Annotated in this window: 23 protein-coding genes; 15 read left to right on the top strand and 8 right to left on the bottom strand. The window is 46.1% G+C overall.

All coding sequences use genetic code 11. The features are described 5' to 3' along the window. Window position 1 precedes the first annotated feature (1 nt). From GJV22_RS11985 to GJV22_RS11970, 4 genes are read left to right on the top strand one after another with little or no spacing between them, the layout of a single operon-like run. Entirely contained in the window at window positions 2-1,927 is a 1,926-nt protein-coding gene (locus tag GJV22_RS11985) for a sialate O-acetylesterase (RefSeq protein WP_163713551.1), read from the top strand. Window positions 1,928-1,941: 14 nt separating this feature from the next. Then, window positions 1,942-3,396 carry an MFS transporter gene (locus GJV22_RS11980; RefSeq protein ID WP_205461845.1) on the top strand — a complete coding sequence of 485 codons (1,455 nt, stop codon included), beginning with the start codon at window positions 1,942-1,944 and terminating at the stop codon, window positions 3,394-3,396. 23 nt (window positions 3,397-3,419) lie between these two features. After that, window positions 3,420-4,556 (top strand): endo-1,4-beta-xylanase, encoded by a 1,137-nt coding sequence (locus tag GJV22_RS11975; protein ID WP_163713545.1) that lies wholly within the window; start codon window positions 3,420-3,422, stop codon window positions 4,554-4,556. A gap of 11 nt (window positions 4,557-4,567) precedes the next feature. After that, window positions 4,568-5,539, top strand: coding sequence for a glycoside hydrolase family 43 protein (locus tag GJV22_RS11970; protein ID WP_163713542.1), 972 nt, complete (start codon window positions 4,568-4,570; stop codon window positions 5,537-5,539). Window positions 5,540-5,661: 122 nt separating this feature from the next. Here the strand turns inward: GJV22_RS11970 and GJV22_RS11965 are convergent, their stop codons facing one another. From GJV22_RS11965 to GJV22_RS11950, 4 genes are all read right to left on the bottom strand, one after another. Next, entirely contained in the window at window positions 5,662-6,339 is a 678-nt protein-coding gene (locus GJV22_RS11965; RefSeq protein ID WP_163713539.1) for a hypothetical protein, read from the bottom strand. A 188-nt stretch (window positions 6,340-6,527) separates the two neighbouring features. After that, a complete protein-coding gene (locus GJV22_RS11960) occupies window positions 6,528-6,992 on the bottom strand; it encodes a helix-turn-helix domain-containing protein (protein WP_163713536.1) in 465 nt (154 codons plus the stop codon). A gap of 155 nt (window positions 6,993-7,147) precedes the next feature. Continuing rightward, a complete protein-coding gene (locus GJV22_RS11955) occupies window positions 7,148-8,287 on the bottom strand; it encodes a beta-ketoacyl-ACP synthase III (protein WP_163713533.1) in 1,140 nt (379 codons plus the stop codon). Between the two features lie 70 nt (window positions 8,288-8,357). Beyond that, the gene (locus tag GJV22_RS11950; RefSeq protein WP_163713530.1) at window positions 8,358-8,945 is read right to left on the bottom strand and encodes a TetR/AcrR family transcriptional regulator; all 588 of its coding nucleotides are present in this window, start codon (window positions 8,943-8,945) and stop codon (window positions 8,358-8,360) included. 549 nt (window positions 8,946-9,494) lie between these two features. Between GJV22_RS11950 and GJV22_RS11945 the strand changes: the two genes are divergently transcribed. From GJV22_RS11945 to GJV22_RS11935, 3 genes are all read left to right on the top strand, one after another. After that, entirely contained in the window at window positions 9,495-10,067 is a 573-nt protein-coding gene (locus tag GJV22_RS11945) for a UpxY family transcription antiterminator (RefSeq protein ID WP_163713527.1), read from the top strand. A gap of 19 nt (window positions 10,068-10,086) precedes the next feature. After that, window positions 10,087-10,698, top strand: a complete 612-nt coding sequence (locus GJV22_RS11940) for a Crp/Fnr family transcriptional regulator (RefSeq protein WP_163713524.1) — start codon at window positions 10,087-10,089, stop codon at window positions 10,696-10,698. Window positions 10,699-11,116: 418 nt separating this feature from the next. Beyond that, window positions 11,117-11,416, top strand: coding sequence for a hypothetical protein (locus GJV22_RS11935; protein ID WP_163713521.1), 300 nt, complete (start codon window positions 11,117-11,119; stop codon window positions 11,414-11,416). Between the two features lie 78 nt (window positions 11,417-11,494). On the opposite strand, the gene GJV22_RS11930 is transcribed toward GJV22_RS11935, so the two are convergent. From GJV22_RS11930 to GJV22_RS11920, 3 genes are read right to left on the bottom strand one after another with little or no spacing between them, the layout of a single operon-like run. After that, window positions 11,495-12,853, bottom strand: a complete 1,359-nt coding sequence (locus GJV22_RS11930) for a RagB/SusD family nutrient uptake outer membrane protein (protein ID WP_163713518.1) — start codon at window positions 12,851-12,853, stop codon at window positions 11,495-11,497. Between the two features lie 6 nt (window positions 12,854-12,859). Beyond that, a complete protein-coding gene (locus tag GJV22_RS11925; protein WP_163713514.1) occupies window positions 12,860-16,078 on the bottom strand; it encodes a SusC/RagA family TonB-linked outer membrane protein in 3,219 nt (1,072 codons plus the stop codon). A gap of 26 nt (window positions 16,079-16,104) precedes the next feature. After that, entirely contained in the window at window positions 16,105-17,388 is a 1,284-nt protein-coding gene (locus tag GJV22_RS11920) for a redoxin domain-containing protein (RefSeq protein ID WP_163713511.1), read from the bottom strand. 867 nt (window positions 17,389-18,255) lie between these two features. On the opposite strand from GJV22_RS11920, the gene GJV22_RS11915 reads away from it, so the two are divergent. The 5 genes from GJV22_RS11915 (at window position 18,256) to GJV22_RS11895 (ending at window position 22,253) form a co-directional block, all read left to right on the top strand. Continuing rightward, window positions 18,256-18,495 (top strand): helix-turn-helix domain-containing protein, encoded by a 240-nt coding sequence (locus GJV22_RS11915; RefSeq protein ID WP_163713508.1) that lies wholly within the window; start codon window positions 18,256-18,258, stop codon window positions 18,493-18,495. A gap of 759 nt (window positions 18,496-19,254) precedes the next feature. Further along, window positions 19,255-20,103 carry an RteC domain-containing protein gene (locus tag GJV22_RS11910; protein ID WP_163713505.1) on the top strand — a complete coding sequence of 283 codons (849 nt, stop codon included), beginning with the start codon at window positions 19,255-19,257 and terminating at the stop codon, window positions 20,101-20,103. A 107-nt stretch (window positions 20,104-20,210) separates the two neighbouring features. Then, window positions 20,211-20,504 (top strand): helix-turn-helix domain-containing protein, encoded by a 294-nt coding sequence (locus GJV22_RS11905; RefSeq protein ID WP_163713502.1) that lies wholly within the window; start codon window positions 20,211-20,213, stop codon window positions 20,502-20,504. Continuing rightward, a complete protein-coding gene (locus GJV22_RS11900) occupies window positions 20,504-21,604 on the top strand; it encodes a hypothetical protein (RefSeq protein WP_163713499.1) in 1,101 nt (366 codons plus the stop codon). The genes GJV22_RS11905 and GJV22_RS11900 overlap by 1 nt, the downstream gene beginning before the upstream one ends. Then, on the top strand, window positions 21,528-22,253 hold the full coding sequence (locus GJV22_RS11895; protein ID WP_205461844.1) for a P-loop NTPase family protein: 726 nt from the start codon (window positions 21,528-21,530) through the stop codon (window positions 22,251-22,253). The genes GJV22_RS11900 and GJV22_RS11895 overlap by 77 nt, the downstream gene beginning before the upstream one ends. A 314-nt stretch (window positions 22,254-22,567) precedes the next feature. On the opposite strand, the gene GJV22_RS22330 is transcribed toward GJV22_RS11895, so the two are convergent. Then, entirely contained in the window at window positions 22,568-22,702 is a 135-nt protein-coding gene (locus tag GJV22_RS22330) for a hypothetical protein (protein WP_262888218.1), read from the bottom strand. Between the two features lie 612 nt (window positions 22,703-23,314). On the opposite strand from GJV22_RS22330, the gene GJV22_RS11890 reads away from it, so the two are divergent. The 3 genes from GJV22_RS11890 to GJV22_RS11880 are packed head-to-tail and all read left to right on the top strand — an operon-like array spanning window position 23,315 to window position 24,329. Next, window positions 23,315-23,677, top strand: coding sequence for a hypothetical protein (locus GJV22_RS11890; protein ID WP_163713496.1), 363 nt, complete (start codon window positions 23,315-23,317; stop codon window positions 23,675-23,677). Between the two features lie 20 nt (window positions 23,678-23,697). Further along, the gene (locus tag GJV22_RS11885) at window positions 23,698-24,012 is read left to right on the top strand and encodes a DUF4134 domain-containing protein (RefSeq protein ID WP_163713493.1); all 315 of its coding nucleotides are present in this window, start codon (window positions 23,698-23,700) and stop codon (window positions 24,010-24,012) included. Further along, window positions 24,012-24,329, top strand: coding sequence for a DUF4133 domain-containing protein (locus GJV22_RS11880; RefSeq protein WP_163713490.1), 318 nt, complete (start codon window positions 24,012-24,014; stop codon window positions 24,327-24,329). Before GJV22_RS11885 ends, GJV22_RS11880 begins: the two co-directional genes overlap by 1 nt.

Below are 24,329 nucleotides of genomic sequence, written 5' to 3'. Positions count from 1 at the left end.
GATGAAAAGATATGAACTGACTTTCGGGCTGTTTCTTTTACTGCTGTTCACGAGCCTTTCGTATTCGGCCAAAGCTGCTGTAAAACTGCCCCGGCTGGTGAGCAAGGGCATGGTGCTTCAGCGCGATGTGCCTTTGAAAATCTGGGGTTGGGCCGATCCATCCGAAAAAGTGAAGGTGGAATTTTTAGGTCAAAGCTATGCGACAAAAGCTGATCGGGAGGGGAACTGGACGGTGGCGCTACCGCCTATCCCGGCGGGTGGACCCTACACCATGAACGTAAATGAGCTGGAGCTGACCGATATTCTGGTTGGCGATGTGTGGCTTTCGTCGGGGCAATCGAACATGGAACTACCGGTTCGCCGGGTGATGGATTCGTATGCCGATGAAATTAAGCGGGTCGATAACGACAACATTCGCTTGTTTCGTTCTTCAAGCCGAAAAGAACCGGAAATGCCACAGAACGATTACCCCGATGGCGCGTGGTTGCCGGCGACGCAGCCAAATATCGGCGAGTTTTCGGCAGTGTCGTGGTTTTTTGCCAACGACTTGTATCAAAAATACCAGGTGCCCATCGGCATCATCAGCACAGCGATCGGCGGGTCGCCCGCCGAGGCGTGGCTGAGTCAGGATAATGTTGAAGCGTACCTGGATGCCTGGAAAGCGGACAAAGCACACAGCGATTCCATCCGGGCAAAAATGAAGGCTGAAGAACCGGAGAAGCTGGCCTATAACTGGAATGTTGAAGTGAATAAAAATGATCCCGGCGCCGGAAAATGGTCCAAAGCGGATGTTGATGTTTCCGGTTGGCCGCAAATTTCGCTTCCCGGATATTGGTCCGATAAAGGCGTGGAGTTGCGCAATGGCTCCATCTGGTTTTGCAAAGAATTTGAGCTGGCCGATTCGTTGGCGGCGCAGGAAGCCGTTTTGCGTTTAGGGCGAATTATCGATGCCGACTCGGCTTTTGTGAACGGTGTTTTTGTTGGCAACATCACCTATCAGTATCCGCCGCGCATTTACGCGGTACCGCAAGGGGTGCTGAAAGCCGGCAAAAACAAGCTGATGGTGCGTGTTTTCAGCCAGGGATGGCGTGGTGGTTTTGTGGAGGAAAAGCCGTACGAATTGCGGGTGGGCTCGCAGGTTATTGACCTCACCGGTGATTGGAATTACCATGTCGGGGCGAGTCTTAACCCGCCCGTTGTTCCCGGCGCTCCGGGATTTATGCCCGGCGGCTTGTACAACAGCCTGGTCGCACCGGCCTTGAACTTCGGCCTTAAAGGCGTGATCTGGTTTCAGGGCGAATCGAACACCGGACGTGGAAAGGAATACGAGCAGCTGTTTAAAACGATGATCCAGGATTGGCGGGTACATTTTGCTCAGCCTGAGTTGCCATTTCTGTTTGCGCAGCTGGCTAACCTGGGATTGCCGCAAAAACGACCCGTTGAAAGTGGTTGGGCCGAAGTTCGCGATGCCCAGCGTCGCAGCCTGGAGCTGCCTAATACCGGCATGGCTGTAACTTTCGATATTGGCGAGTGGAATGACATTCACCCTTTAAATAAAAAAGAAGTAGGCAGACGCTTATTTCTGGAGGCCGAACGGGTTGCGTACAGTGATAGCCCGGTGGTCAGCTCCGGCCCGTTGTACGAATCGATGAAGGTGGAGGACGGAAGTATCGTTCTTCAATTTAAATCGGTTGGTGCCGGTTTGTATTCAAATAGCCTGCTGAACGGTTTTCAGGTTGCCGGTGAGGACGGTCGCTTTGTTTGGGCCAATGCGGTGGTGCTGAGTAAAAACACCGTGAAGGTTTGGAGCAGAAGTGTTTCTAATCCCCGGGCAGTGCGTTATGCGTGGGAAGATAATCCGGCTGATGCAAACCTGAGAAACAAAAAAGGGCTTCCGGCTTCACCTTTTACAACCGAACACAACTAACTAAAATGAAAATAATGACGCAGAAGATTTCTGTATTGGAGAAAATTGGCTACAGTCTTGGCGACCTGGCAGCCAACTTGGTTTTTCAAACCCTGATTACTTACCTGGCCTATTTTTACACCGACATTTACGGACTGGAAAACAACCATGCTTCCATCATCATGTTGTCGGTGGGGCTGGTTGCCGCTTTCCTGTTTAACCCGGTTGTAGGCGCACTGGCAGACCGCACGGATTCGCGCTGGGGGAAATTCCGCCCGTGGATTTTGTATACGGCCATTCCACTTGGCGTGATGGCCTTGCTGGCGTTCAGCACACCTGACTTTTCGTATAAAGGAAAGCTGATTTACGCCGCCGTGACCTATTCGCTTTTGCTGGTGTTGTATGCGGCTAACAATCTGCCTTACTCGGCCTTAAGTGGCGTGATTACCGGCGACATGGGCGAGCGCAACAGCATCTCGTCGTATCGGTTTGTGGCCGTCATGTTTGCCCAGTTTTTTGTGCAGGTTTTCATGCTGCCCATTATCGAATACGCCGGCGGGGGAAATAAAGCCGCCGGGATGGAAACCGTGATGACCTGGCTGGCGATTATCGGGACTGTCATGTTGCTGATTACCTTTTTGACAACCCGCGAGCGGATTATTCCCAAACCGGAACAAAAATCGAGTGTGACCGAAGACCTTTCCGATCTGGTGAAAAACCGTCCCTGGTTGATTATGCTCACGGTGACAATCATGATTTTTGTGACATTGGCGATGAAAGGTGGTTCGTACGTGTATTATTTCAATAACTATGTGGATGCTGAAACGCTTGCGAATTTTATTAGTCCGATCTTAGGCGCTTTGTCGGCTATCGGCCTTAACTTTTTTGGTTCCGATCCGGTTTCGGCCGGCTTTGGCTTGTTTAACGCAGGAGGAATCATTTTTATGATTGTCGGCATTTCGTTTTCGAAAAAATTGGCCGACAAATACGGGAAGCGCGACGTGTACATCAGCGGCTTGCTTGTTTCCACCATCTTCATTTTCATTTTCTTCTTTTTCCCGGCAAAGAGCGTGGGGCTGATGTTTACTTCTCAAATTTTTCACGGTTTCTTCTACGGCATCACGATCCCGATTCTTTGGGCCATGATTGCCGATGTGGCCGACTACTCGGAATGGAAAACCACCCGTCGCGCAACAGCGATCATTTTTTCGGCAATGATGGTAGGGCTGAAGGCCGGCCTCTCCATTGGCGGCGCGTTGGTGACCTGGATTTTGGGCCTTTACGGCTACATCCACAAAGACGCGACCATGGTAGCCGGCCAGGAAATTATTCAACCTGAATCGGTGGCTGCAGGCGCGAAAATGTTGGTTAGTGTTTTCCCGTCCATTCCATTTTTGCTGGCTGCAGTTTTGCTCTTTTTTTATGTCATTAACAAGAAGATGGAAACGCAGCTTCAAAACGAATTAATGGCAAGGCGTAATGAAAATTGAAACAATAATTGAATATCATTGATATGAAAAAAATGAAATATAGTTCCTTCCTTTTCGCCCTGGTGGTGTTGCTTTCCGGCGGGTGTGATGGCGCAAAGGAAAAGCAGCACGAGACGCTGAAGGATGCTTTTCCCGGTCAATTCTACATTGGCACAGCGCTTAATGAATGGCAAATTACCGGGAAGGACACTGCAGCAGTTAAAGTTGTAAAAGAGCAGTTCAACGCCATTGTCGCTGAAAACTGTATGAAAAGCGGCGAGATACAACCGGAAGAGGGCAAGTTCGATTTTTCGCTGGCCGACCCGTTTGTTGACTTTGGCGAAAAAAACAACCTGTTCACGACCGGGCATTGCCTGATCTGGCATTCGCAGGCCCCACGCTGGTTTTTCACCGATAGCCTGGGTAACGACGTTTCGCGCGAGCTGTTGATCCAGCGGATGAAGACGCATATTGAAACCGTGGTTGGGCGCTACAAAGGACGGATAAAAGGCTGGGATGTGGTGAATGAAGCGATTATGGAAGACGGCTCGTTCCGGAACAGCAAGTTTTACCAGATTATTGGTGAAGATTTCATCAAGCTGGCTTTTCAGTTTGCCCACGAAGCCGATCCCGACGCCGAGTTGTACTACAACGACTATAACGAGTGGTATCCGGGCAAACGAGATGCGATCGTGCAAATGGTTAAAAATTTGAAAGCTGAGGGCATTCGGATTGACGCTGTCGGTATGCAAGGGCATATTGGTTTGGATGGCCCCTCGTTGGACGACTACGAAGCAGCCATAACAGCCTATGCCAGCGCAGGTGTAAACGTGCTGATTACCGAGCTGGATCTATCGATTTTGCCGAGTTCAAAACCAGGTGATTTAAGCGCCGACATTGCTACAAACTTCGAATACCGGAAGGAAATCAACCCTTATGCAGACGGACTTGTTCCGCAGGAAAAGCAAGACGAATGGGATGCCCGCATGGTGGATTTCTTCAAGTTGTTTCTGAAACATGCCGATGCCATCAGCCGGGTAACGCTTTGGGGCGTTTCGGATCGTGGTTCGTGGAAAAATGATTTCCCGGTTCGCGGACGCACGGATTATCCGCTGTTGTTCGACAGCGATTATCAACCCAAGCCGGTAGTGGCAAAAATTATTGAATTAACGAAAGAGTAAAGAATTGATTTATGAAAAAGGCAAGATATTTAGTTCCGCACCTGTACACGGCCGATCCGGCGGTGCATGTATTTAATGGCAAGTTGTACATTTACCCGTCGCACGATGTGGAGTCGGGTATTCCGGAAAACGACAATGGGGACCACTTCGACATGCGTGATTACCACATCTTCTCGATGGATGACATCCAAGGTGAAGTGACCGATCACGGCGTTGGTCTGGCGGTGAAAGACATTCCCTGGGCAGGACGTCAGTTGTGGGATTGTGATGTGGCCTGCAAGAATGGCCAATATTACCTGTATTTTCCGCTGAAGGATCAAACCGATATTTTCCGTATTGGTGTGGCCATCAGCGACAAGCCCGAAGGCCCCTTCATACCGCAGGAAGCGCCCATGAAAGGAAGCTATTCCATCGACCCGTGTGTTTTCGAAGATGAAGATGGGGCGCACTACATGTATTTTGGCGGTTTGTGGGGCGGGCAGCTGCAGCGCTACCGCAACAACAAAGCCATGGAATGCGGACAGGAGCCCAAGGATGATGAACCGGCGCTGCCATCGCGCGTGGTGAAATTGAGCGACGACATGCTGGAGTTTGGGGAAGAACCGAAGGAACTGCTTATCGTGGATGAAAATGGTCAGCTTATCACGGCCGGCGATCACGATCGTCGTTTTTTCGAGGCTTCGTGGATGCACAAGTACCAGGGGAAATATTACTTCTCCTACTCAACCGGCGACACCCATAAATTGTGCTATGCCGTGGGCGACAACCCTTACGGACCATTCACCTACCAAGGCGTGATTTTAACGCCAGTAGTGGGATGGACAACCCACCACTGTATTGTTGAATTCAACGAAAAATGGTACCTGTTCCATCACGACTGCGTGCCTTCGGGCGGCAAAACCTGGCTGCGAAGCCTGAAAGTTGTGGAACTGGAATACCATGAAGATGGTACCATAAAAACGATTGAAGGAATCGGTAACTAACAGGGCCCTTGTTGGGCAATGATATCAACGAGAGAGGGTGCCGGCTTATTCCGACACCCTCTGTTCGTATTGAGGACAAGGTGCTACAAATGCTATTCTGATTTCACCTGTACGGCTTTCGGTTATTGATTGCAGTGGCGAATTAACCGGATCAGGCCGCTTTCAGTTTTAACCCTGACTTTCTCTTTTTGGATATACTTTTCGATGTCCGGTTGATACGATTTTAACTCCTCCAGCAGTATTTTCGAGTTCTTGACTACTTGAGGGATTGCATCACCCTCAGCGATTAAGTATTCGTCGTCCAGGGGAGTAAAGCGATTGGGTTGTGCATCTTGAAACCCAATGGCTTTCGTGGCTTCTTTCAATTCAATGCGGTATTTTTTATAAAGCTTGATGTTTCCGTTAACCAACAGTTCCAGGACCCCTTGTTCGGTCTCATTTTTTGTCCGATACCCCGTCTCTAAAAAGGTGTGGGAACCAAGCTTGAATTGATAAACGTGTCCCGAATTGCTAATTTCCAGAATTTGGCCATTGGCATTTTTAAATTCGATTTTGTCGGAATAGATGTTGTATCTCAAAGGTACATTCTCAATCAAAATGCTGTCATTGATGATAACTTTTCCGATTACGAAATTCTCGTCAAGAAATGGAGAACCTTCGATGTTCGTATAGGTGTTTTCGTTATTTCTCTTGTAGGTCAGGTGATCCGATAAGCTGCTTAAATCACGAATTGTAAACGCCTGTGAATATCCAATTAGGTTGAAAAAAAGAGATAGCCCAAGCAATGCCAGGTTCTTCATTATTGTGTTTTTTTAGGTTTGAAATATCGTTGCGAGGTTAAATTTAGGCAGGCTCGCTGCGGTTCGTATTAAAATTTAGATAATAGTTTTGCTATTAGGAGTATTCTGCATGGCTGGATTTGTGAACGGGAGGTAATTGTATCGATCGATGTAAGGTTAGATTGAAAGTAAATTGAATTTTGGGAGCATCAGATTACCTTCTTCAGCCCATAGTAGCTTTCACGAAACTCGGAAGGCGTGCATCCCTGGCTTTTTCTGACAGTCCGGTTAAAGTTTGAGATGTTGTTAAAACCGCATTCGTAACATATTTCGGTAACCGTTTTATTCGACTCAATGAGTAGGCGAGTTGCATAACCTAATCGCAGCTCGTTCAGGAAATCGACAAAGGTCTTCCCGGTCCGATGTTTGATCAGGCGGCCAAACGAAACGACCGACAAATCAACCAGGCCAGCCACCTCTTCGAGCTTTATTTTTTTATTGTAGATGGCCTGAACGTAGTTGTAGACCTTCTTGATCTTTTCGCTGTTCAGGAAATTATCCTTCTGCGAAAAGGAGATGTTGGTTAGCAATTGCTGTTCTCTTGAAATGGCGAGATCATACAAAATATTCTGAAATTTCATAAAACTGTCAAAGCCTCTTTTTTGACTTAGCATCAAGAGTTTTGGTTTATATAATGATATAGATCTCACTTGGTTTCCAATTTATCTTAAAAGGCTACTTCTAAGCTTAAATCGTAAGTAGTTGAATTTGGTTGTGTTTCAGTTCTCCGGTTCAATTGGATAATTTATAGGGATAGTATTTCTGGGTCTTATACAACGGTTAAAAGGACTGTTCCGTAGGAAAACCGCCCACTCTCCGGCACCAAAAGCAAAATTTTATCGTTGATCTTCAGTCGTCCGGATTGCAGTAAATCATCCAAAGCAGCAAAGATTGAGGCGGAAGCAATGTTTCCGATTTCAGCGAGATTGGTGAACCACTTCTCTGTTCCCAGATCTATTCCACGAGTGGCGATTTCATCAGCCAGCTTTCCGTAAAAGAACATAGAGGATACATGCGGGATTACGTAATTGATTTCAGAGGCTTCTGTGTTGTGTTTTTGCAGGCAATCCTGCAAGTGGTCTACCCAGTATCGGATGATGTTCGGTTTTAGAAGACGAATGTCTTGTTTGACAGCAAGTACTGATCGGTTAATCAGCTCCTGACTGCTAAATTCTTTCCAGCTTTTTAGTTCTCCATCCTCTCGTAATTCTGCCCCCATAAACATGCAGGTCGGTAGTTCATTGGCATAAGAAGTCATTTCAATCCATTCTACTTTCAAAGAAAGACTGTTCTTATTCTTTTGATCCGAGAGTAAAACAGCACTGGCACCATCACTGAGCATAAAACGCAGAAAGTCTTTTTCAAAAGCCATGTAAGGATCTTCTCCTACTTTACTGCAGTGCTCATACTCTTCCTGGTAGTTCTTTGACAGGAGCGTAGGAGATGCCAGTTCCGAAGTAGAACAAATGGCTTTGTGAGTTTGTCCGGACAAAATACTCATGTAAGCCACCTTCAGAGCTTGTAGACACGTTAAGCAGACTCCCGCACTACTGTAGATTTCCATAGGCCTGTTCTTCATTAGTCCGTGAACCATGGAAGCATGCGAGGGCAACAACTGATCCGGGTTTCCGGTTGCACAGGCCAGTACATCAATATCGTTTGGAATGTTTCCGTCCGGGAAAAGCCTTTTAATGGATTCCAAGGCCAATTCCGCATTTGTATGCGTTATCTGCTGGTTTTCATCCAGGGCATAGTACCTGCATTTGATCCCGTTTTGTTTGAGCACAATTCGGCGAACGCGCGAGGGGTTTCCGTTGATAAGGCCAAGGTAACGTTCCATGTCTTCATTCAAGACAGGTGAGTTTGGCAGAAATTTACTGACTGAGGTAATAAAAACAGCTGGATACATAACAATAAAAAATACTGATTGGTATGTAAATATACGAAGTTTTAGTTAGCATGTGCCAGCTAATTGATAATTAAAATTTGATTTGGCTATAAATGTCCAGGTATAATCGAAGCAATTCTTCTGTGTTAAGCCCGTGAGAAAGGCAACGGTCAAAGGCTAAGCCGAGGAAGCAGCTCCGAAATAAAACAGCGTACCTTTCCGGCTCTATTTTTTTTATTTCTTTGGTCTGGATAGCATTGCTAATCACTTTCTTCCAGATACCCAGTTCCTGTATGGAATTTTGAGTCATGATCTCCGAAAAGTTGGGATAAATACGAGCTGCCTGGAGGTATAGAGAAAAATAGTTCTTGTAAATATTGATGACCGATAGTGACAGCATCTTCGACATCGTATCATTGATCCCGTTGACGTAGCGATAGATGAACTGTTCCAGGGAGATATCATCAGCATACTTAAATTTCAGATAGGGATTCTGAGTCTTAATGATAAAGGTGTCAATGACTTGGTTGAATATTTCTTCCTTGTTCTCAAAGAAATAGAAGATAGCTCCTCTTGTTTTTCCCACGGCATGTTCAAGGTCGCTGATACTGACTTTTTCATAGTTGTTACGGAGGAAAAGTTTGAAAGCTTCCAGGACAATTTGATCTTTTGTACTCATTTTGTGATGGTTGATTCTTCTCTTACAAACTTAGTTAAAATGTCTGGTTTTTAAAGAAGTTATAGTTTTTGGAGTCTCTTTTTCTCGAAAAATGATTGCTGGTGAATTTCCCGCAACTTAATTGCTGATTAGATAAGAAGTTAATGCAAGCTTATTTGGGAAGGTTTGTTTTTGTGATTGATGGCGGAATGCATTTTAAATTAACAATAGTTCACTATAGTGGCTTCTTTGGTTTTAAATTGATTTAAAAATAATAAATATTGTTGCAATTTAAATAAAAGGGCCGTATTTTTGAAATACATACTGTGTGGTATGTTGGGTTGAAATTGCTAACTGACGTGCCTTTGGTGTGCATTAACGTAAAAAAAGCACCGATGTTAGTCTACGCACTGAGCCCGAGAAAAAGGGGAAGTTTCCCGGCCCGGTTAAAACAGGTATCTGCATAAAATTATTATTCATTTTCTATTTTTTCGAATTTTCAAACAGCGTGGTACTGTTTGAGAAGGGAGTGTTTTACCCGGACCTGAATTGAATCAAACAATTCAGCGTATGAATGGAAGAAAGAAAGTATCTCCGGTGAAAAAAGCGGAGAGGAAGCGTGAGCCGGAGGGGTCACCTTCAAAGCAATGGTACTTGTTTTACCTTTGGCCTAAGGCCGAAAAGTCCGTTTTTAATGAGCTAAGAAAGCGGGGGTACGAAGTTTTTTATCCGACATACCGTGCGCAGCGGGTTTGGAGGAATCGACAGAAAAAGGTGATCGAGCTTCCGCTCTTTCCGAACTACCTGTTTGTTCGCACCTATCAACACGAACTGTACACGATTAAATGTCTTCCCAGGATCGTGACCTATATCGCGTCAGAAGGTAAACCCTCTGTGATTTCAGAACGAGAAATAGAGGGGATCAGGCGGATGATAGGTCTTGAGAAGAAAATTACAGTGGAAGCAAAGTTTTGTGAAGGGGAGTATGTACGAATCTCCACAGGACCGTTAGCCGGTTATGACGGAATCTTAGTCCGGAAGAATGGCAAATCGAGATTCGGAATCGTATTGAAAGCGATCAACCAGACTGCTTTTATTGATATTGATGCTTCCGCACTTGAAAAGACAGATCCTGATTTGTAAATCTTTATAAGATTGAGTTTTGGAAAATAGAAAATTATTTGATGTCATTTTTCGATTAAAGCCTCTGCCCGAAAAACTAACAGAAGCGAGCTATGCTGATCAGCTTGTTGCCGCGGTCAATGAGCGTCTGACAGTGACGGAACATCGACACCGTTATTTACTTCTGAATAGTGGTCACGTAGCCGATTACATGTATTTTGTCGAGCGGGGAACTGTTCGTTGTTTTTATTTTGGAGAAAGTACGGGCAAGGAAGTTACTTCAGTTATTTGGGAGGAGGGGGGAATCGTTTGCGACCCGGTCAGCTTTTTTCATCTCAAAGCATCCGATATGAATATTGAAGTGATGCCCGGCACCCGTTTGTTGTCGATTTCTTACAGGCAATTGCGGGAGATTTTTCTGGATTTTCCGGAAACAGAGATTTTTTCGCGATGTATATCGCTGCAATACGTCTACTATTTTACCCAACGAACCCGACAATTAGCAGATTGGACAGCCTGGGAAAGGTACCGGCACTTGTTGAAGACTCATCCGGGGATTGAATTAAAGCTGACCAAAGAAATCATTGCTTCTTATCTGAATATCACGCCACAATCACTTAGCCGTATGATTCGGCAAAATGGACATCCATAAAACAGCAAGCCTTGCTTTGAGTTGTCTGATGATTATTAAATACTTATCCTAAGTTAAGTTATTTTGCTATTTAGGATTAGGTCGTTCTGAATTCAGGACAATAGCCAGGGAGGTCCTCTTCCATAATTTTACAAATAATCAAATCTGTAAATATGGAAAGGGGACAAAACATTTCGAATTATTCAGGATACATCCTACGATGTGATGGGTGCGAGACGGCTAGCAAGGTCCTTTTAGGGTGTATTCCGGAAATAAATGGAGCTGCCCCGAGTGTATGGCTGCAAGCTGTTTTCCGGCGGTGATTCCGCCGCTATTATCTTAATGTTGCGGTGGCTATTGCAGAAGCATAGCCACCGCAGGTGTTTCCCGCCAAAGCGGAAGAATATTACCCCCGATTTAAAAAAAAAAAAATAAACGTATGAAAAAGTATGCATTAATTCTCGTAGCAGTCGTGCTGGTGATGAGTGCCAGTGCTTTTGTAGTAGCTAATCAGAGTAACTCGCAGCCACCGGCAACCTATTGGTTTTTGATGGATGCGTCCGGAACTCAAGTGACAACAACCCAATCATCCGATGTGGATCTGGATTGTTCTAATAAGGACATTGAGCCGGATTGTGCTCGCCAGTACCTGGAAAGTCAAACCGAGATTATTGGCGGAGTGCGTCATGTTAAAGCTTCGGAAGTCAATAATTTTATTGACTATCGCTCCAAAGAATAGAAAAAAGGTGCCCTGAAACGAGCACCTTTATCGCTGTTTAACTAAACCCGGGAACAGGCTTCCCGGGTTTTTATTACGCTACTGCCGGATGTTCTGGGGAAGGTTTGAGAGTTGTATGACATCGTCGGCAATAGGTAATGTATAGTTTGGACTGTTTGGCTCCAACATGTAAATGGTTCCGTCAAGGTTTCGGTAAAGTGTTTTCGCTGTTGACGGATCAAGGTTTAAACGTCGAAGATCGGCCCAGCGGATACCGCGGAACAGAAGTTCCTTTCGTCGCTCCACTAAGATCGTTTGGAGTGCCTGCTGCTGATCAGTCAGGTCGATCGGGCTGAACGTACCCTCCCGGTACCGGGTGATAAGTAGTTGATTCAGGGTGCTGAGCGCTTCCTGTACAGATCCTTTTCGTGCAAGACATTCGGCCCGGGTAAGGTAGCATTCGTCAATGGCTAGACCGTTAAATATTTGTAGTGAGCCGTCGTAGCTGCCTTTAAAAGTATAGTTGCCACTTACTGTGCGAAACCAGGCCTCTTTGCGGAGATCATCTTCCACATATGATTCGTACAGCGTGGAGTCCATAACCAGTCGGGAGCTGGCCAGCGGGGTGTAACGGGTCATGCGACTATGGAAAATAACTTCACTGTTATATTGCTCCATAGGGTAAGACGCTGAAGTATTTAAGGTATTAAAATCAATCAGTTCATAATTAAAACCAATTGCTGAATCAGCATAGACAAGCGCGTTGTCGTAATCCTGCATCTCCAGGTAAGTTCGCGATAGCAGGGCGCAGGCCGCCGCTTTTACCGGTCGTGTTTTGTAACTGTCTCTTTCCGGAAGTAGCGCGGATGCTTTCTTCAAGTCTGCGATAATCCGGTCGTAAGTTTCCTGGATAGTTGACCGACCGACCGTTACATTCAAATCAGAGCTCAGGCGAATCGGCAGTCCATCGCCATTGTTGGAGGAAGAGGCATCAAACGGGGAACAAAACAGTTGCGCCAGCTGGTAAAAGGCATGCGCCCGGTGAAACAAAGCAGTGCCTTTCAGTTGATCATACCACTCGGGATCTATGGACCTGTCAAGTTCGTTCAACCCTTCGAGTACGTAATTGGCATAGAATACCTGCTGGTAGCGGTTGTTCCAGTCGATGGATATAACGCCTTCCCAGATTTCTTTCGCCCAGATGTAACCGTTTTTCATATAGGGAGATGATAAGGCATTCCAGCGGTCATACAAAATATAGTAGTCGTCAGAAGATAGTTCTCCCATGCCCGGAAGGTTAGCGTTGTGGACTTCGTAGTAGTCGTTTAAAGCCTGCAGGTCCTCCATCGTAGATGGGACAACCAGTCGCTTGTCCGGCTTTTCGGCCAGGAAGTCTTCACTGCAAGAGGCGACAAGGACAAGCAGGCATATGAATAATAATGGTGTGAAATGTTTCATAATTGATTAAAGAGTAAGGTTAATACCCAGTGAAAAAGTACGCGATGCAGGATAAGGCTGGAAGCTGTAATCCGGGTCAAGTCCCGAATGGTTAGCCCGCCAGATGATCCCGATGTTGTTGATATACCCGTAAAGTGAGACCTTGTCAAAAGGCAGCCAGGGATATTTCGAGTGAAGCAGGTCGTAAGAGAAGTTGATATCCTGGAAGCGGATGTGATCTCCTTTCTCGACATTGATGTCAGCAAAGGTGTACACAAAATCGCGTGTGCTGCTGGTTCCGGCCGCCGGCATTGATGGTACTTGTGTGACAGCTTCATCGCCGGGGTTCATCCACCGATCGGCGAACTCTTCGTGTCCCGTCCATGAGTTATACAGCGCGTAGTAGCTTAGCGAGGGCCTTCTGAAATAGTAACCAAATTTATAAGTGATGTTAAACCCTATTGCAAAATCGCCGAGACGAAAATTCTGTCGAAGTGATCCGTAGCTCGTTGGGAGGGCCGATCCTTCACAAATCAGATCATCCATGGTGAGGTTCGAAAGAATGGAGCCGTAATCTTTGGTAATCTCGCCTCCAAGGTAAATCTGTGGATCACCGTTCTCCGGGTCAAGGCCGGCCCACCTGAGACTGTAGATGCTGTAACGGGGATTGCCAGGAACAGGCACGGGAACAGAAGTGAAGTAGGCCGATATCGTGCTGCTCTCATAATCATAACGGGTAATTTCGTTGGTAGAATGGCTGTAAAACAACTGTGCTGTCCAGTTTATTCGCCCGAAGTTTTGATTCAGATTCAGCTGGATATCCACACCCTGTCCTTTTAATTCGGAGTTATTGCCTATAAACTCATTACGTCCGCCAACAGAAAAACCAATGGTCGGATCAAGCGGAGAGCGTCCTATCAGGTCAAATCCCTTTTTACGGTAGTACTCAACGCTGCCCGAAAGCACATGGTTTTTACTTGCAAAGTCAAGTCCCAGGTTGATAATCCTGATTTTTTCCCATCGAAGGTTGGGATTAGGCGGGGTGAGAATCTGGATGTAGGGCAGATCGGTATAGCGATTACTGTAATAATAGCCGGTGGCGTAGGCCGTCAGCGATTTATTCACATTACCGCTGTAGCCGTAGGTTGTCCGAAGCTTTAGCACCGGGAGCCAGCTTTTGAAGGGATAGAACTCTTCAGAGCTCAGCTGCCAACCCAGACCGGTTGACCACAGGGGAACGCCCTTGTTATTGGCATCAACACCAAACAGATTTGACTCGTCTTTGCGTGCGCTACCCGAGAGCATATAACGTTCGCGGTAGGTGTACGACAGGTTCCCGTACCAGGAGCGGTTGCGATCGGTGAGTTCACTGAGCGAGTTGCCGTCAGGGATCACATCCGTGTAACCATCGGGGCTAACAAGGTACTCATTTCCATAGTCAATTGAGCTGAAGGTTAATAGTTCGTCATTGTAACCGTAAATTCGACTTGAGAGCCCTTTGCTGCGTGCCTGGCGAACTTCAGCACCTGCGAGAACGCTCAGGTGGTGAACATCGTTCCAGCTTCGATCGAAATTTACTTGTAAACGTCCCGAGTGTGCGTAGAGATCCGAATAGCTGTTATCCAGGATACCGCCTTCCGGGATTGGAAACTGGACGAAACCATCATCATCGGTATAAGCATACTTGTTGATCAGGTTACGCGTATAATACATATCGGTGCTTTGCAGGTGCCGACTATGCTGGTTCTGGTGCTCAAACTGGTAGCGACCTTCCAGGTTCAACCAATCGGTCAGGCGGTACGTCAGGGATGTGTTAAGCCGGATGTCCCCGGTGGTAACCGTGTAGTCATTGGCCCGGAGATCCTGCAAGGGGCGGTACGACCAGTCCATGAGCCCGTTTGCCTCGGCCTGGTTCACAAAATCGGTATTGTAATCGCGGACGACAGCCAGCGGGTTTCCGTTATCGTCAGTCAGCTGTGCATACGGATACAACCCATAAGTTCCACCGCTGCTAACCGAAGCCATGCCACCGTTGTTTTGATCTGTTTTACTGTATGAATAGCTGATGTTAGAGGAAACCTCAAGCTTATCGGTTGGGTGATAAGTGAGCATTGAGTTCACACTAACCCGGTCAAGACCGTTTCGAACCAGGTTGCTTTTATTGCTGTCGAAGCCGCCACCGAGGTAATAACTGACAGCCTGTCCTCCACCTTTGAGTGACAGCGAATATTGCTGGTTCACACTTGTTTGGTAGAAGTAGCGATCAAAGTCGCGACGAACATCCCGGCTGCGGTACTCATTAAGCTGCGCTTCGGCGTCGGTGGAACTAATCAGCCCATCCCGCTTGGCGATCAGCAGTTGTACGACGGGCGACATCGCAGGGTAGGTGTAATAACCTTCCATCCAGCTGTAATAATCCTGGTCGAAAAGACTTTGCTCGACATCGATAAAATCCGACGAGTTCAAAAACTGCGGATTGTAATTTAAGTCAGGCTTTTCGCCGATAGTCACATTGGCATTGGCCTGTATGGTCATTGGTTGTTGCAGCCGCCCGCGTTTAGTGGTAATTACAATTACCCCGTTACCGGCCCGAACACCCCAGATGGAAGCTGCGGCAGCATCTTTCAGGACGGTGACGCTTTCAATATCATTGGGATTGATGTTGTCAATATCGCCCTCGTAAGGAAAGTTGTCGACCACAATCAGCGGGCTCTCGTCAGACTGGATCGTGCTTTGGCCCCGGACGCTGACAGATGGAGAACCTTCGAACCGGCGGTCAAAAAGCAACCCCGGTGTGATGTTCTCCAGGCGGCTTAAAATATCAGTACTCACCGAGCGGTTGAGCAGCCGGTTATCGATCTGACTGTAGGAGCCAGGTGTTTTATCACGATTGATGGTTTGGTAGCCGGTGGAGACAACCACCTCGCCAATCGACACGAATTTCTGCTCCAGGTAAATGGTCATCGGACTGTCGTCCTGCGGTATATAAGCTGTTTTGCGGGCAAAGCCAATGTGTGAAACCTGTAAAACGGTTGTCTCTTCAGGAACAGTGATCTGGAAGTGTCCCAGGCTGTCGGTGACAGCTGATGATCTTAGGTCGGTTGTTGTGAGGTACACACCTGCCAGTGCTTGGCCGTCGGCGGTGCTTACCGTGCCCGACAGGTGCCTCAGCTGGGCGGAAGCTCCCGGGGCAACCCCGAGAGTAATCATCAGTAGTACGAGGTAAACGAGTTTCTTTTGTATCATTTCAGGGGTAACTTTTAGCGTTGTTTTTAATTTGTCTGTTCGATCACCAGCATGTCAATATCGCACAGCTCACGTTGCAAACTCAGACCATAGGATTGCAGAAAGGCGTTGAACCGGGTAATATCTGGCATGTCGGTTGGGAAAGTAAGGTCGATGTCATCGGTAATGCCGGTTCGGTCGACCAGGGGAAGGTGCTCCTTTTTAAATAAGATGGAAAGAACGCGGCAGAGTTCTGAAACCGGCTGCTTACTGAAGCTGAGCTGTCCTGGGGTATCGGCATCAATCCGTGGTTTCTCGCTACGAGAAAGAAGTTTTTCGGTAGATCCGGTTTGTTTCAGAGCCCAGCACTCCATAGTCCGTTTCTCAACTTTGGCATTAATATGGTACAGGGCGCCGAAAAAGCGGTTCAGGTCTTCCAGCATCAGTTCGTTGGCCTGGTCTTTCAGAGCGGCAGGAACAATCAGCTCGTAGCAATAGTACTTATCGCGCACTTCGGGCGCATATTCAGGGATATCTCCGGGGGGCATCAGTTTGGCAACCTCTGGATCAACAATGCAGCGGTTGGGATGTCCCAGCGGGGTAGTTACTCCCAGTTTGAAAACCGATAGGTATAGCTGCAGAATTGAGCCATTCAGAGTTCGAATCTTGTAGTGTCCAAGGCTATCGGTGCCAACTCCGCCGCCGCCGATTCCATCGATGTAGCCGGTAATCAGCGAGCGATATTGCAGGTCGGTGGCTGAACCACCGTTACCATCCAGTAACAAAGGTTTGGCGGACTTATAATTAAAGTCGAACTTCTTTTCCGCCAGAGAGCTGAGCTTACCCGAGAGCACGCCCCTGATGTTTTCGGCCGTTACTGCCTCGTGGGTCGTTAGGGCAAACACTTTGCGGTCTTTAATCCAGACCTGGTAGGGAACAAACTTATGCGGGAACAGTTTGATGAGGTATCTCCCTTCAGTAACCGAGGGAAGCGAAATGTTCTTTTTCTGAAGAAAGGCATCGATTGTGGTCGCCTTCTGGGTACTGACCAGCAGTACCTGCAACTGACCTTCAAACTCTTGTTGAAGCTGCTGCATATGTGGTAGACCTCTAACGCAAGGTACGCACCAGGTTTCCCAAAAGTCGATGATGATAAGTTTTCCGTCGAAGTCGGAGAACCGGGCCGAACCTCCTGGGTAGTTAACGACATGCTCGAGTAAAAGGTCCGGAACCGGGTCGCCGATTTTGAGCTGTTGGGCTTGAGTTTGGAAATAGAATTGCAGGGACAGGACACAGATGGCTGTGCCTGCCAGGTATTTGGTTAATTTCATAGAACTATGGAATTAAGTGTTACGGATTAAGTGAATGTATTTTTCAGCTGCTACCAGCTGTCGTTAGTGGCAAGACAACCAACTCACTCAGGCGACTTAATCTTTTTAGCGTACAGGATCCGGCGGTGACGCAGAGAGTATACGTCCCAGCATTTAAAAGGCCCGAAATATTCCAAACGTAAGATTAACCCTTGTCGGGGCAGAACGAAAATATATGAGTTTAAGCTATCGAATCGGAGCATGATCTCTCAATTTATCAGATGTTTAACGCATATCCAATCGTGTCGTAGTACGAGAACGGGCGAACCGTTTTGACGGGTGTTCTCTATTAGAGCAGGGCATACAGGTCGCAGCCCCATGAAAAATGAAAAGTTTTTCATATACTTGGGGTGTTAATTTAATTGTCTCAATTGTTAACGATCAGGCCTGCTACACGTCGCCAAACAGTTGTAGCGGGCTTTTGCTTTTGTTTTAGCAGGATTTTCGGATTTATTAAGCCATAGGCAACACTATTCTATTTATTAAAGTATAATCGACTATTGCATTTGTTTTCAATGCATACGATGTAGCCAAGTTAAAAGGCCGTTTAAAACAGTAAGCACTTAGCGATACTTAAATGCTCCTATTCAACTTGCGGTTAGAGGTACTGACGATTTGATGACCTGGTGATGATAATATCATTAATGATCTAACATTATGAAGTCTATAAGCATGCCAGTATTAAGGTTCTAGACTATGGGAAAAAAGCTTGTCTCTATTTTTAATTGAAAAAATGCAACTCTCAATAGTCAAAAGCAAATATAGAAAATGAGATTTTGTAATCCAAGTGGATTACAATAAAAAATTGGATTATTACAAAATTGCAGTATGGGCAGGCTAACAAAGGAAGATACCATACTAAAAAACAAAATCGCAGAGAGAATAAAGTTTCTGAGGGAAGGAACTGGACTGTCTCAGTCTGAATTTGCGAAAAAATACGATGTTGATAGGCAGATTCTAAACAGATGGGAGAGCAACGGCAACCCTAGAGGAGTGACAATATATACAATACAAAAATTCTGCGGTATGCTAGGAATAACCCTTCGGGATTTTTTTGATTTTGAGTGAATGATTTCTAATACCTGTTTATCAGGTAATGCTTCTTTTCAGTTTTCTTGTTCGTAAATTGCAATAACTTCTCTCTCGAACTTCTTTTTATGTACCCTGAGTTACAAGCTTACGAAGTTTCGAATTCTTCTTCAATAAGTTTTAGGAGCATGCTCATGGGGCGGTGACCCCGATTTTTGTCTTTCATTAGCTGTGATACCAAAATATTCCGTTGTCCAGGATAAGGAGGTAGTGTATCTTCCTTATTGCCTAAGTCGATTACCCCTCCGTATTCGTTGCATGTATCGAATCAATCTCCATCATTTTTCTAGGTAACGTTAAATTTCGTGGGTTTAATAATGGATTTGAGAACCTATGTTGCTAATAATAGTGAGATGTATGATGATTAATGTCCATTTTTGTGGCTATTGAGTTGGTTTTCTTATCTTTGTAGTTCGTCTCAAATGGTAAAGAAGGCCTGTGTCGATGGTTGCGTCGTATCGGGCTTTTTTTATTGATCGCTTGCATCTCAATTTCTTCTTCTGTTCAAACTTTTGATTTGTTTTAACTCAATTCTTCGATTCATTCATATTTCATGAATAATGCTCCGTGCCTAATAGTGGCTGGATGCATCCTACGTTTTTCCCTCTTAACGTATGTGTTTGATGTGCAAACACGCAACGCTTTTTGAATTTCGTCGCCGGCTTCTGTGAAGTCGGCTGAGGCGCTATTCCCTATACCTCCAATGTGTTACAATTTGAACTAAGCTAATTTTACTTGATGGTGTACAATTTTACAAACGATTATTCCCGTATTGTCTGCGAGCTGGAAGAATACATGGAGCAGTTGGTACTGGCTCCCGAAAGCCGGTTGACGATAGCGAAAAAAGGAATCGAAAAAAGCAGATCGACGCTTGTTGAATTGAAGCGACTGGTCATTAAGAATGGTTTTCCGGATTCAAAGTCAGAGATCCACTTTTTCAAAGAGATAAAACCGGCAGTACAAAGCTACCTGCTATTTTACCAGGCTGTTTTTGATGTAGAAAGCTTGCGTCCCAAGTATCATTCAAAACGATTGAAAAAGTACATGCAGCGTAAGCTGGAGGAAATCCAAATCTTTATGCAGCAAGAGTCGCGTTGTGTTCAATATTATAATTGTTGTTTTACCTATCTGGATGAACTTTATTTTATCCGTGATAGGGAGGATATTCCAATTGAGCTTAGAGGAAACAATTACCTGGAGGACGGGCAGTTTGTCACGTGGCGTGATCAAACTTTTGCAGAGATCCGGGCACGGGAAATGCTGACAGATTATTTACTCACAGAAATAAGGAAGCTTGGACAAGTTGGTGTGAATAGCCTGTTCAGGCTAAAAAAGGGAAAGTGGACGGGGAAAAAGATTTACTTAGCAGAAATTATTTATGCATTGGATTCAGCAAAAGTCATTGATAATGGCAGGATGTCCATTCAGGAACTAACTCAACTCTTTGGATATATATTTGGGGTAGATCTGACAAAAGACATATACGATTACTATAAACAAATACGGGGCAGGAAGAAAGACCAAACCCTTTTCCTAAATTTCTTAAGGGATGTCCTCCAACAGCGGATTGACGAGAAGTTATCCTGAAACTGAACAATATAAAACTCCCCACCAGGTAACAACTATGCAAAAAGGCAATTTTAAGCGATGCAAATTTGGAGCAGTTCAAATTGTATCATTCAAAATTAAAAGTTATGCCATCAGAGATTTTAACCACCGATGATCTTCGGGAGTTCAAAATTGAATTACTTTCCGAACTCAAAAGACTGCTCAAGGAAAACCAGGGATTAACTTCGAAAAAATGGCTCCGTTCCGGTGAAGTCCGCAAACTACTGGGGATATCACCGGGCACATTGCAAAATATGCGGGTAAACGGCACACTCCCGTTTACCAAGATGGGCGGAGTTCTTTACTACGATTCACAGGATATTCAGAAGATTCTGGAGTCAGGTAAAAGCCAATCACAAATCGGATTTGGTAGCCGGTAATGAATTACCTTCGGCACCTGAACGGATTCTTCGAGCGGCTGGATGAAGACGAGCGTCTGTCGTCCTACCACATCAGCCTGTACCTGGCCTTGTTCCGTCAATGGAATGCCAGCCGGTTTCGGGAGCAGTTTGTCATTTCCCGAACAGAAACGATGCTGCTGGCACGGATCGGCTCGGCCAATACCTATGCCCGTTGTATGAAAGAACTCGCTCAGTGGGGCTACATCCGCTACAATCCTTCCTCTAATCTTCACTGCGGTAGTACCGTCAGTTGTGTCTGCTTTGATTCGGAAGTGGAGAAGGTTTCCAGTACCGAATCTGATACCGGCAAGCCGGATCAAAATTCAGATAATCCTTCAGTTGCATTTTCCGGTCTTCCTGCCGGTACTAAAACTGATACTGCACCCGATACAGGAAGCGATACAACAGCTGATACCGGTACTTCCTGTAATACTGAAAATGATACTTCAAAGAATACAGCAAGTGATACCAGTACTGAAAATGATACTGCTCCCGATACAGGAGATGATACAGCAACTGATACCGGTACTTCCGGCAGTATCGAAAGTGATACAGCAACTGATACCACAGGTGATACCGGTACCGCTTGTGATCTCAAAACCGATACAGCAAGTGATACCGGAGATCGAAAAAAGAGTACTGCCGGTACCAAATCTGATACCGGAACTGACACAGCAAGTGATACACCTCTTATAAACAATACAAACAAGAATAAACAAGAAGAGAATCAAAAGAAGAAAAGCTACGGGAAAGGAATTGGAAAGAAGGGAGATGAGAAGAGGAAAGAAAATCTGAAAAATGACGTGGAGGAAAAAGATGGAATTCCGGATTTTTCGCAGGTCAGTTCATTTTTCAGAGAAAGCGGCTTTCCTGAAAGTGAAGCCAGCCAGTTTTATGCCCGCTATCAGTCCGCCGGATGGAAAACGGGAAATAATCAATCGATCCGTTCCTGGCAAGCCCTTGCCCGGAAGTGGATGACAAACAATCAAAAAAACAAAAGCCATGAACGAACATTCAATCAAATCGGGCCCGGCAGGTTCGGTGTCACGACCGACAAGGATTATTCAGAGCCCTTATGAGCAGGTTGCCGAATTTAAATCCGGCGTGTTCAATTTCGATTTTCAGCGGAGCGTACTCTGGATGGAAGAAAAAGGGAAAATGCTGTTCGGAAATCATTTCAGGATTGAACCCGAAGATTTGGAGTTGATTTACAAGCTAATCGTCTATGCCATCGGAGATAAAGAAAATACGGAAAGACACGGAATGAGCCTTGCCAAGGGGCTGCTGGTCGCCGGGCCAATAGGATGCGGGAAGACCAGCCTTCTCCGGCTGACGAGCTGGTTTTGTCCCCGGGAACGGCAGTTCCAGGTTAAACCCACCCGCGAAATCAGTTTCGAATTTGAAAAGGACGGTTATTCGGTTATCAATCACTACAGCAAAGGTTCTTACTTTAAAATCGGTGGAATGCCGATTCCCAAAGTCTGGTGTTTTGATGACCTGGGATTGGAGGAGACCCCTAAACATTTTGGGAATGGGTGCAACGTGATGGCCGAAATCCTGCTGGCCCGCTATGACTTGTTTACCACCAAAGGAATGTTGACCCATGTTACCACGAATCTGTCAGCTTCGGAATTAGAGGCCATCTATGGCAACCGTATCCGAAGCCGGATGCGGGAAATGTTCAATCTTGTAGCTTTTGATAAAAAAGCCAAAGACAAGCGTAGCTGAAATGAGTTATGGAAGATATTGGCTCCTTTTTTGTTTTACGCGGTTTATTGACGTAACTTGTCTGTGATTCGTTTATAGACATAGAAACAATCCCCAGATAGCTGCAAAATCAGATGATGATCTTGTGGCTATTGGTTTTTTGTAGCGTTGATAGTTGATCCTGCGGCCTAATCGCTCCGCTTGCTTCGCGCTGCGCTCATAAGCCTCGGTGTCAAAAGAAAGATGCCGACCTCCGTTACACCCACCGGAGCCAGGCTGAGGCCTGACTACCTAGGGGATTCACTGCGGCGACAACTTTCCTGTTTTGTCAGAATCTAACCAGTTGTTTGAAGTTGTTCGATATCTTGTAAGGTGTTTCCCTTGTGCAGCGGAACCATCGCTCCGTCTCGCTCAGACGCTTCCTTTTCCCGCTGGCCACGTCCACCGGAACCGGTTGCTCTTTCGCTCATCTTCACTCCGAATCCGCTTTGCACCCCACGGCAAGAGAAGCCCCTTCACTTCGCTCTGCTCCATTTCGGGGCTACACTTGCCCTTTTGCCCGCTCACACTTCCCAGATCTTAGAGAAGGTATTTGGAAAAGTCAAAACCAAACGGAAAGCCAATTTAGCCGGCCTTCCACTCAAACTGCAAGGCCATAGCAAGTGATCCGTCCGGATTATGCCTGGAATATTAATCCGGTTTTTGAGTTTTAGTCGAATTTCCGGACGAATCAGCCTTGCATTTTGTTCCCGTCCGGCTGAACCATCGGCTTTCTTTCTTTTTTTGCCTTTTTTCTTTCTTTGAGTTAAAGTTTTTTCTCCCCTCCAAAATCAATCAAAACAAATCATTTGAAGTGGGGTGCTTTCCATCCCGGATATCAAACAGGCTGGTATGGTACCAAAGTGAATGAAAGAGCCGTGGCTGGTTAAAATCTGTTTAACGATATAAAACACCCCCCTGGGTAACAACTATGCAATTTTGTCTCTCCGGACTTCCAAACTTTGTTCCGGCGATCAGGCAGCAGCTTTCCAGTTCCTGCCTGCTTTTCGCCATCATAAGCAAAACCTTAAACAGAAGCAAAAATGTTTGGAATCGATCAAATCAGTTGGGGAGTGTTTGGCAGTTTTATCCTGCTGGCTCTGGTGTTCTGGTACCTGTCTGTTATCCTGAATGCTGTCTCAAAAGCAAGACAACGTAATCGGCACAGCCTCTTTGAAGAAGAGCAAGCACCCTCATTGCTGTCGCAGGAACTAAATCCGGTAGCAGTCCGCGCATCAGATCTGCCATCGGAAATCCTGCCGTTTCCCTGGGAAAGTGATGTGCCGCTTCCTACTTCCTTTTATGAGGAAACCGGCCTGGATGAAGGTTACGACATCAACTGCTTTACCCGACAGGGTGATCCCAGCTTACCGACAATCCTGGAACAAGTCCAGTTTCAACAATAACCCTTAAAAATTGACAAGTAATGAAAAAACGCAAGCAAATGATTTTTCAGCGTTTGGCAGCTTTGGCTGTCATCCTTTTGTCCGGTGCTCAGTATGTGGCAGCCCAATCCTCTGCCGGTATTGACCAGGCTACTTCGGAAGTGAACTCGTATGTGGATCCCATCTCCAACCTGATTATTGCCATCGGCGCTGTTGTCGGGCTGATCGGAGGTGTCCGTGTGTACATCAAGTGGCAGAGTGGAGACCAGGATACCCAGAAAGCGATTATGGGCTGGTTTGGAGCCTGCCTGTTTTTGATCCTGGTGGGCGTAGTTATCAAATCCTTCTTTGGCTAATGGAAAGCTATCCGGTCAAAAAAGTGGATACCCGGCTGTATATCAAAGGGCTTTCTGGCCCTTTGGTTTTCCGGGCCCTGTACGGGATCATCGCGGCCTTTTTCGCCTTCTCGGGGATCTACATCCTGCTGGGTGTGTTTCCTGCAGTCGGACTGATCATCCCCGCCATGTTTGCTTACCTCTACCGGCTGAATCAAATCCAGAAACGCTATGGGCCGGAAGGCTGGGGTAAAAAGCAAACAGCCCGCAAGCTTCCCCAATTTATCAGCTGCAAACGACGAATCAATTATTCCAACCAAACACATCAGGGAGAATAG

The organism is Mangrovibacterium lignilyticum (genome assembly GCF_010882175.1).
Taxonomy (GTDB): domain Bacteria; phylum Bacteroidota; class Bacteroidia; order Bacteroidales; family Prolixibacteraceae; genus Mangrovibacterium; species Mangrovibacterium lignilyticum.
Note: the sequence above shows the minus strand (reverse complement) of the source record. Positions and strands in the feature narration are given on the sequence as shown.

What these genes read in the sequence shown, in the direction of transcription:
- GJV22_RS11925 (WP_163713514.1), bottom strand. Translation starts at nt 16,078, where the DNA reads ATGATACAAAAGAAACTCGTTTACCTCGTACTACTGATGATTACTCTC.
- GJV22_RS11880 (WP_163713490.1), top strand. Translation starts at nt 24,012, where the DNA reads ATGGAAAGCTATCCGGTCAAAAAAGTGGATACCCGGCTGTATATCAAA.
- GJV22_RS11915 (WP_163713508.1), top strand. Translation starts at nt 18,256, where the DNA reads ATGGGCAGGCTAACAAAGGAAGATACCATACTAAAAAACAAAATCGCA.
- GJV22_RS11980 (WP_205461845.1), top strand. Translation starts at nt 1,942, where the DNA reads ATGACGCAGAAGATTTCTGTATTGGAGAAAATTGGCTACAGTCTTGGC.
- GJV22_RS11970 (WP_163713542.1), top strand. Translation starts at nt 4,568, where the DNA reads ATGAAAAAGGCAAGATATTTAGTTCCGCACCTGTACACGGCCGATCCG.
- GJV22_RS11950 (WP_163713530.1), bottom strand. Translation starts at nt 8,945, where the DNA reads ATGAGTACAAAAGATCAAATTGTCCTGGAAGCTTTCAAACTTTTCCTC.
- GJV22_RS11945 (WP_163713527.1), top strand. Translation starts at nt 9,495, where the DNA reads ATGAATGGAAGAAAGAAAGTATCTCCGGTGAAAAAAGCGGAGAGGAAG.
- GJV22_RS11930 (WP_163713518.1), bottom strand. Translation starts at nt 12,853, where the DNA reads ATGAAACATTTCACACCATTATTATTCATATGCCTGCTTGTCCTTGTC.
- GJV22_RS11960 (WP_163713536.1), bottom strand. Translation starts at nt 6,992, where the DNA reads ATGCTAAGTCAAAAAAGAGGCTTTGACAGTTTTATGAAATTTCAGAAT.
- GJV22_RS11975 (WP_163713545.1), top strand. Translation starts at nt 3,420, where the DNA reads ATGAAAAAAATGAAATATAGTTCCTTCCTTTTCGCCCTGGTGGTGTTG.
- GJV22_RS11985 (WP_163713551.1), top strand. Translation starts at nt 2, where the DNA reads ATGAAAAGATATGAACTGACTTTCGGGCTGTTTCTTTTACTGCTGTTC.
- GJV22_RS11905 (WP_163713502.1), top strand. Translation starts at nt 20,211, where the DNA reads ATGCCATCAGAGATTTTAACCACCGATGATCTTCGGGAGTTCAAAATT.
- GJV22_RS11955 (WP_163713533.1), bottom strand. Translation starts at nt 8,287, where the DNA reads ATGTATCCAGCTGTTTTTATTACCTCAGTCAGTAAATTTCTGCCAAAC.
- GJV22_RS11920 (WP_163713511.1), bottom strand. Translation starts at nt 17,388, where the DNA reads ATGAAATTAACCAAATACCTGGCAGGCACAGCCATCTGTGTCCTGTCC.
- GJV22_RS11890 (WP_163713496.1), top strand. Translation starts at nt 23,315, where the DNA reads ATGTTTGGAATCGATCAAATCAGTTGGGGAGTGTTTGGCAGTTTTATC.
- GJV22_RS11910 (WP_163713505.1), top strand. Translation starts at nt 19,255, where the DNA reads ATGGTGTACAATTTTACAAACGATTATTCCCGTATTGTCTGCGAGCTG.
- GJV22_RS11900 (WP_163713499.1), top strand. Translation starts at nt 20,504, where the DNA reads ATGAATTACCTTCGGCACCTGAACGGATTCTTCGAGCGGCTGGATGAA.
- GJV22_RS11885 (WP_163713493.1), top strand. Translation starts at nt 23,698, where the DNA reads ATGAAAAAACGCAAGCAAATGATTTTTCAGCGTTTGGCAGCTTTGGCT.
- GJV22_RS22330 (WP_262888218.1), bottom strand. Translation starts at nt 22,702, where the DNA reads ATGAGCGAAAGAGCAACCGGTTCCGGTGGACGTGGCCAGCGGGAAAAG.
- GJV22_RS11965 (WP_163713539.1), bottom strand. Translation starts at nt 6,339, where the DNA reads ATGAAGAACCTGGCATTGCTTGGGCTATCTCTTTTTTTCAACCTAATT.
- GJV22_RS11895 (WP_205461844.1), top strand. Translation starts at nt 21,528, where the DNA reads ATGAACGAACATTCAATCAAATCGGGCCCGGCAGGTTCGGTGTCACGA.
- GJV22_RS11935 (WP_163713521.1), top strand. Translation starts at nt 11,117, where the DNA reads ATGAAAAAGTATGCATTAATTCTCGTAGCAGTCGTGCTGGTGATGAGT.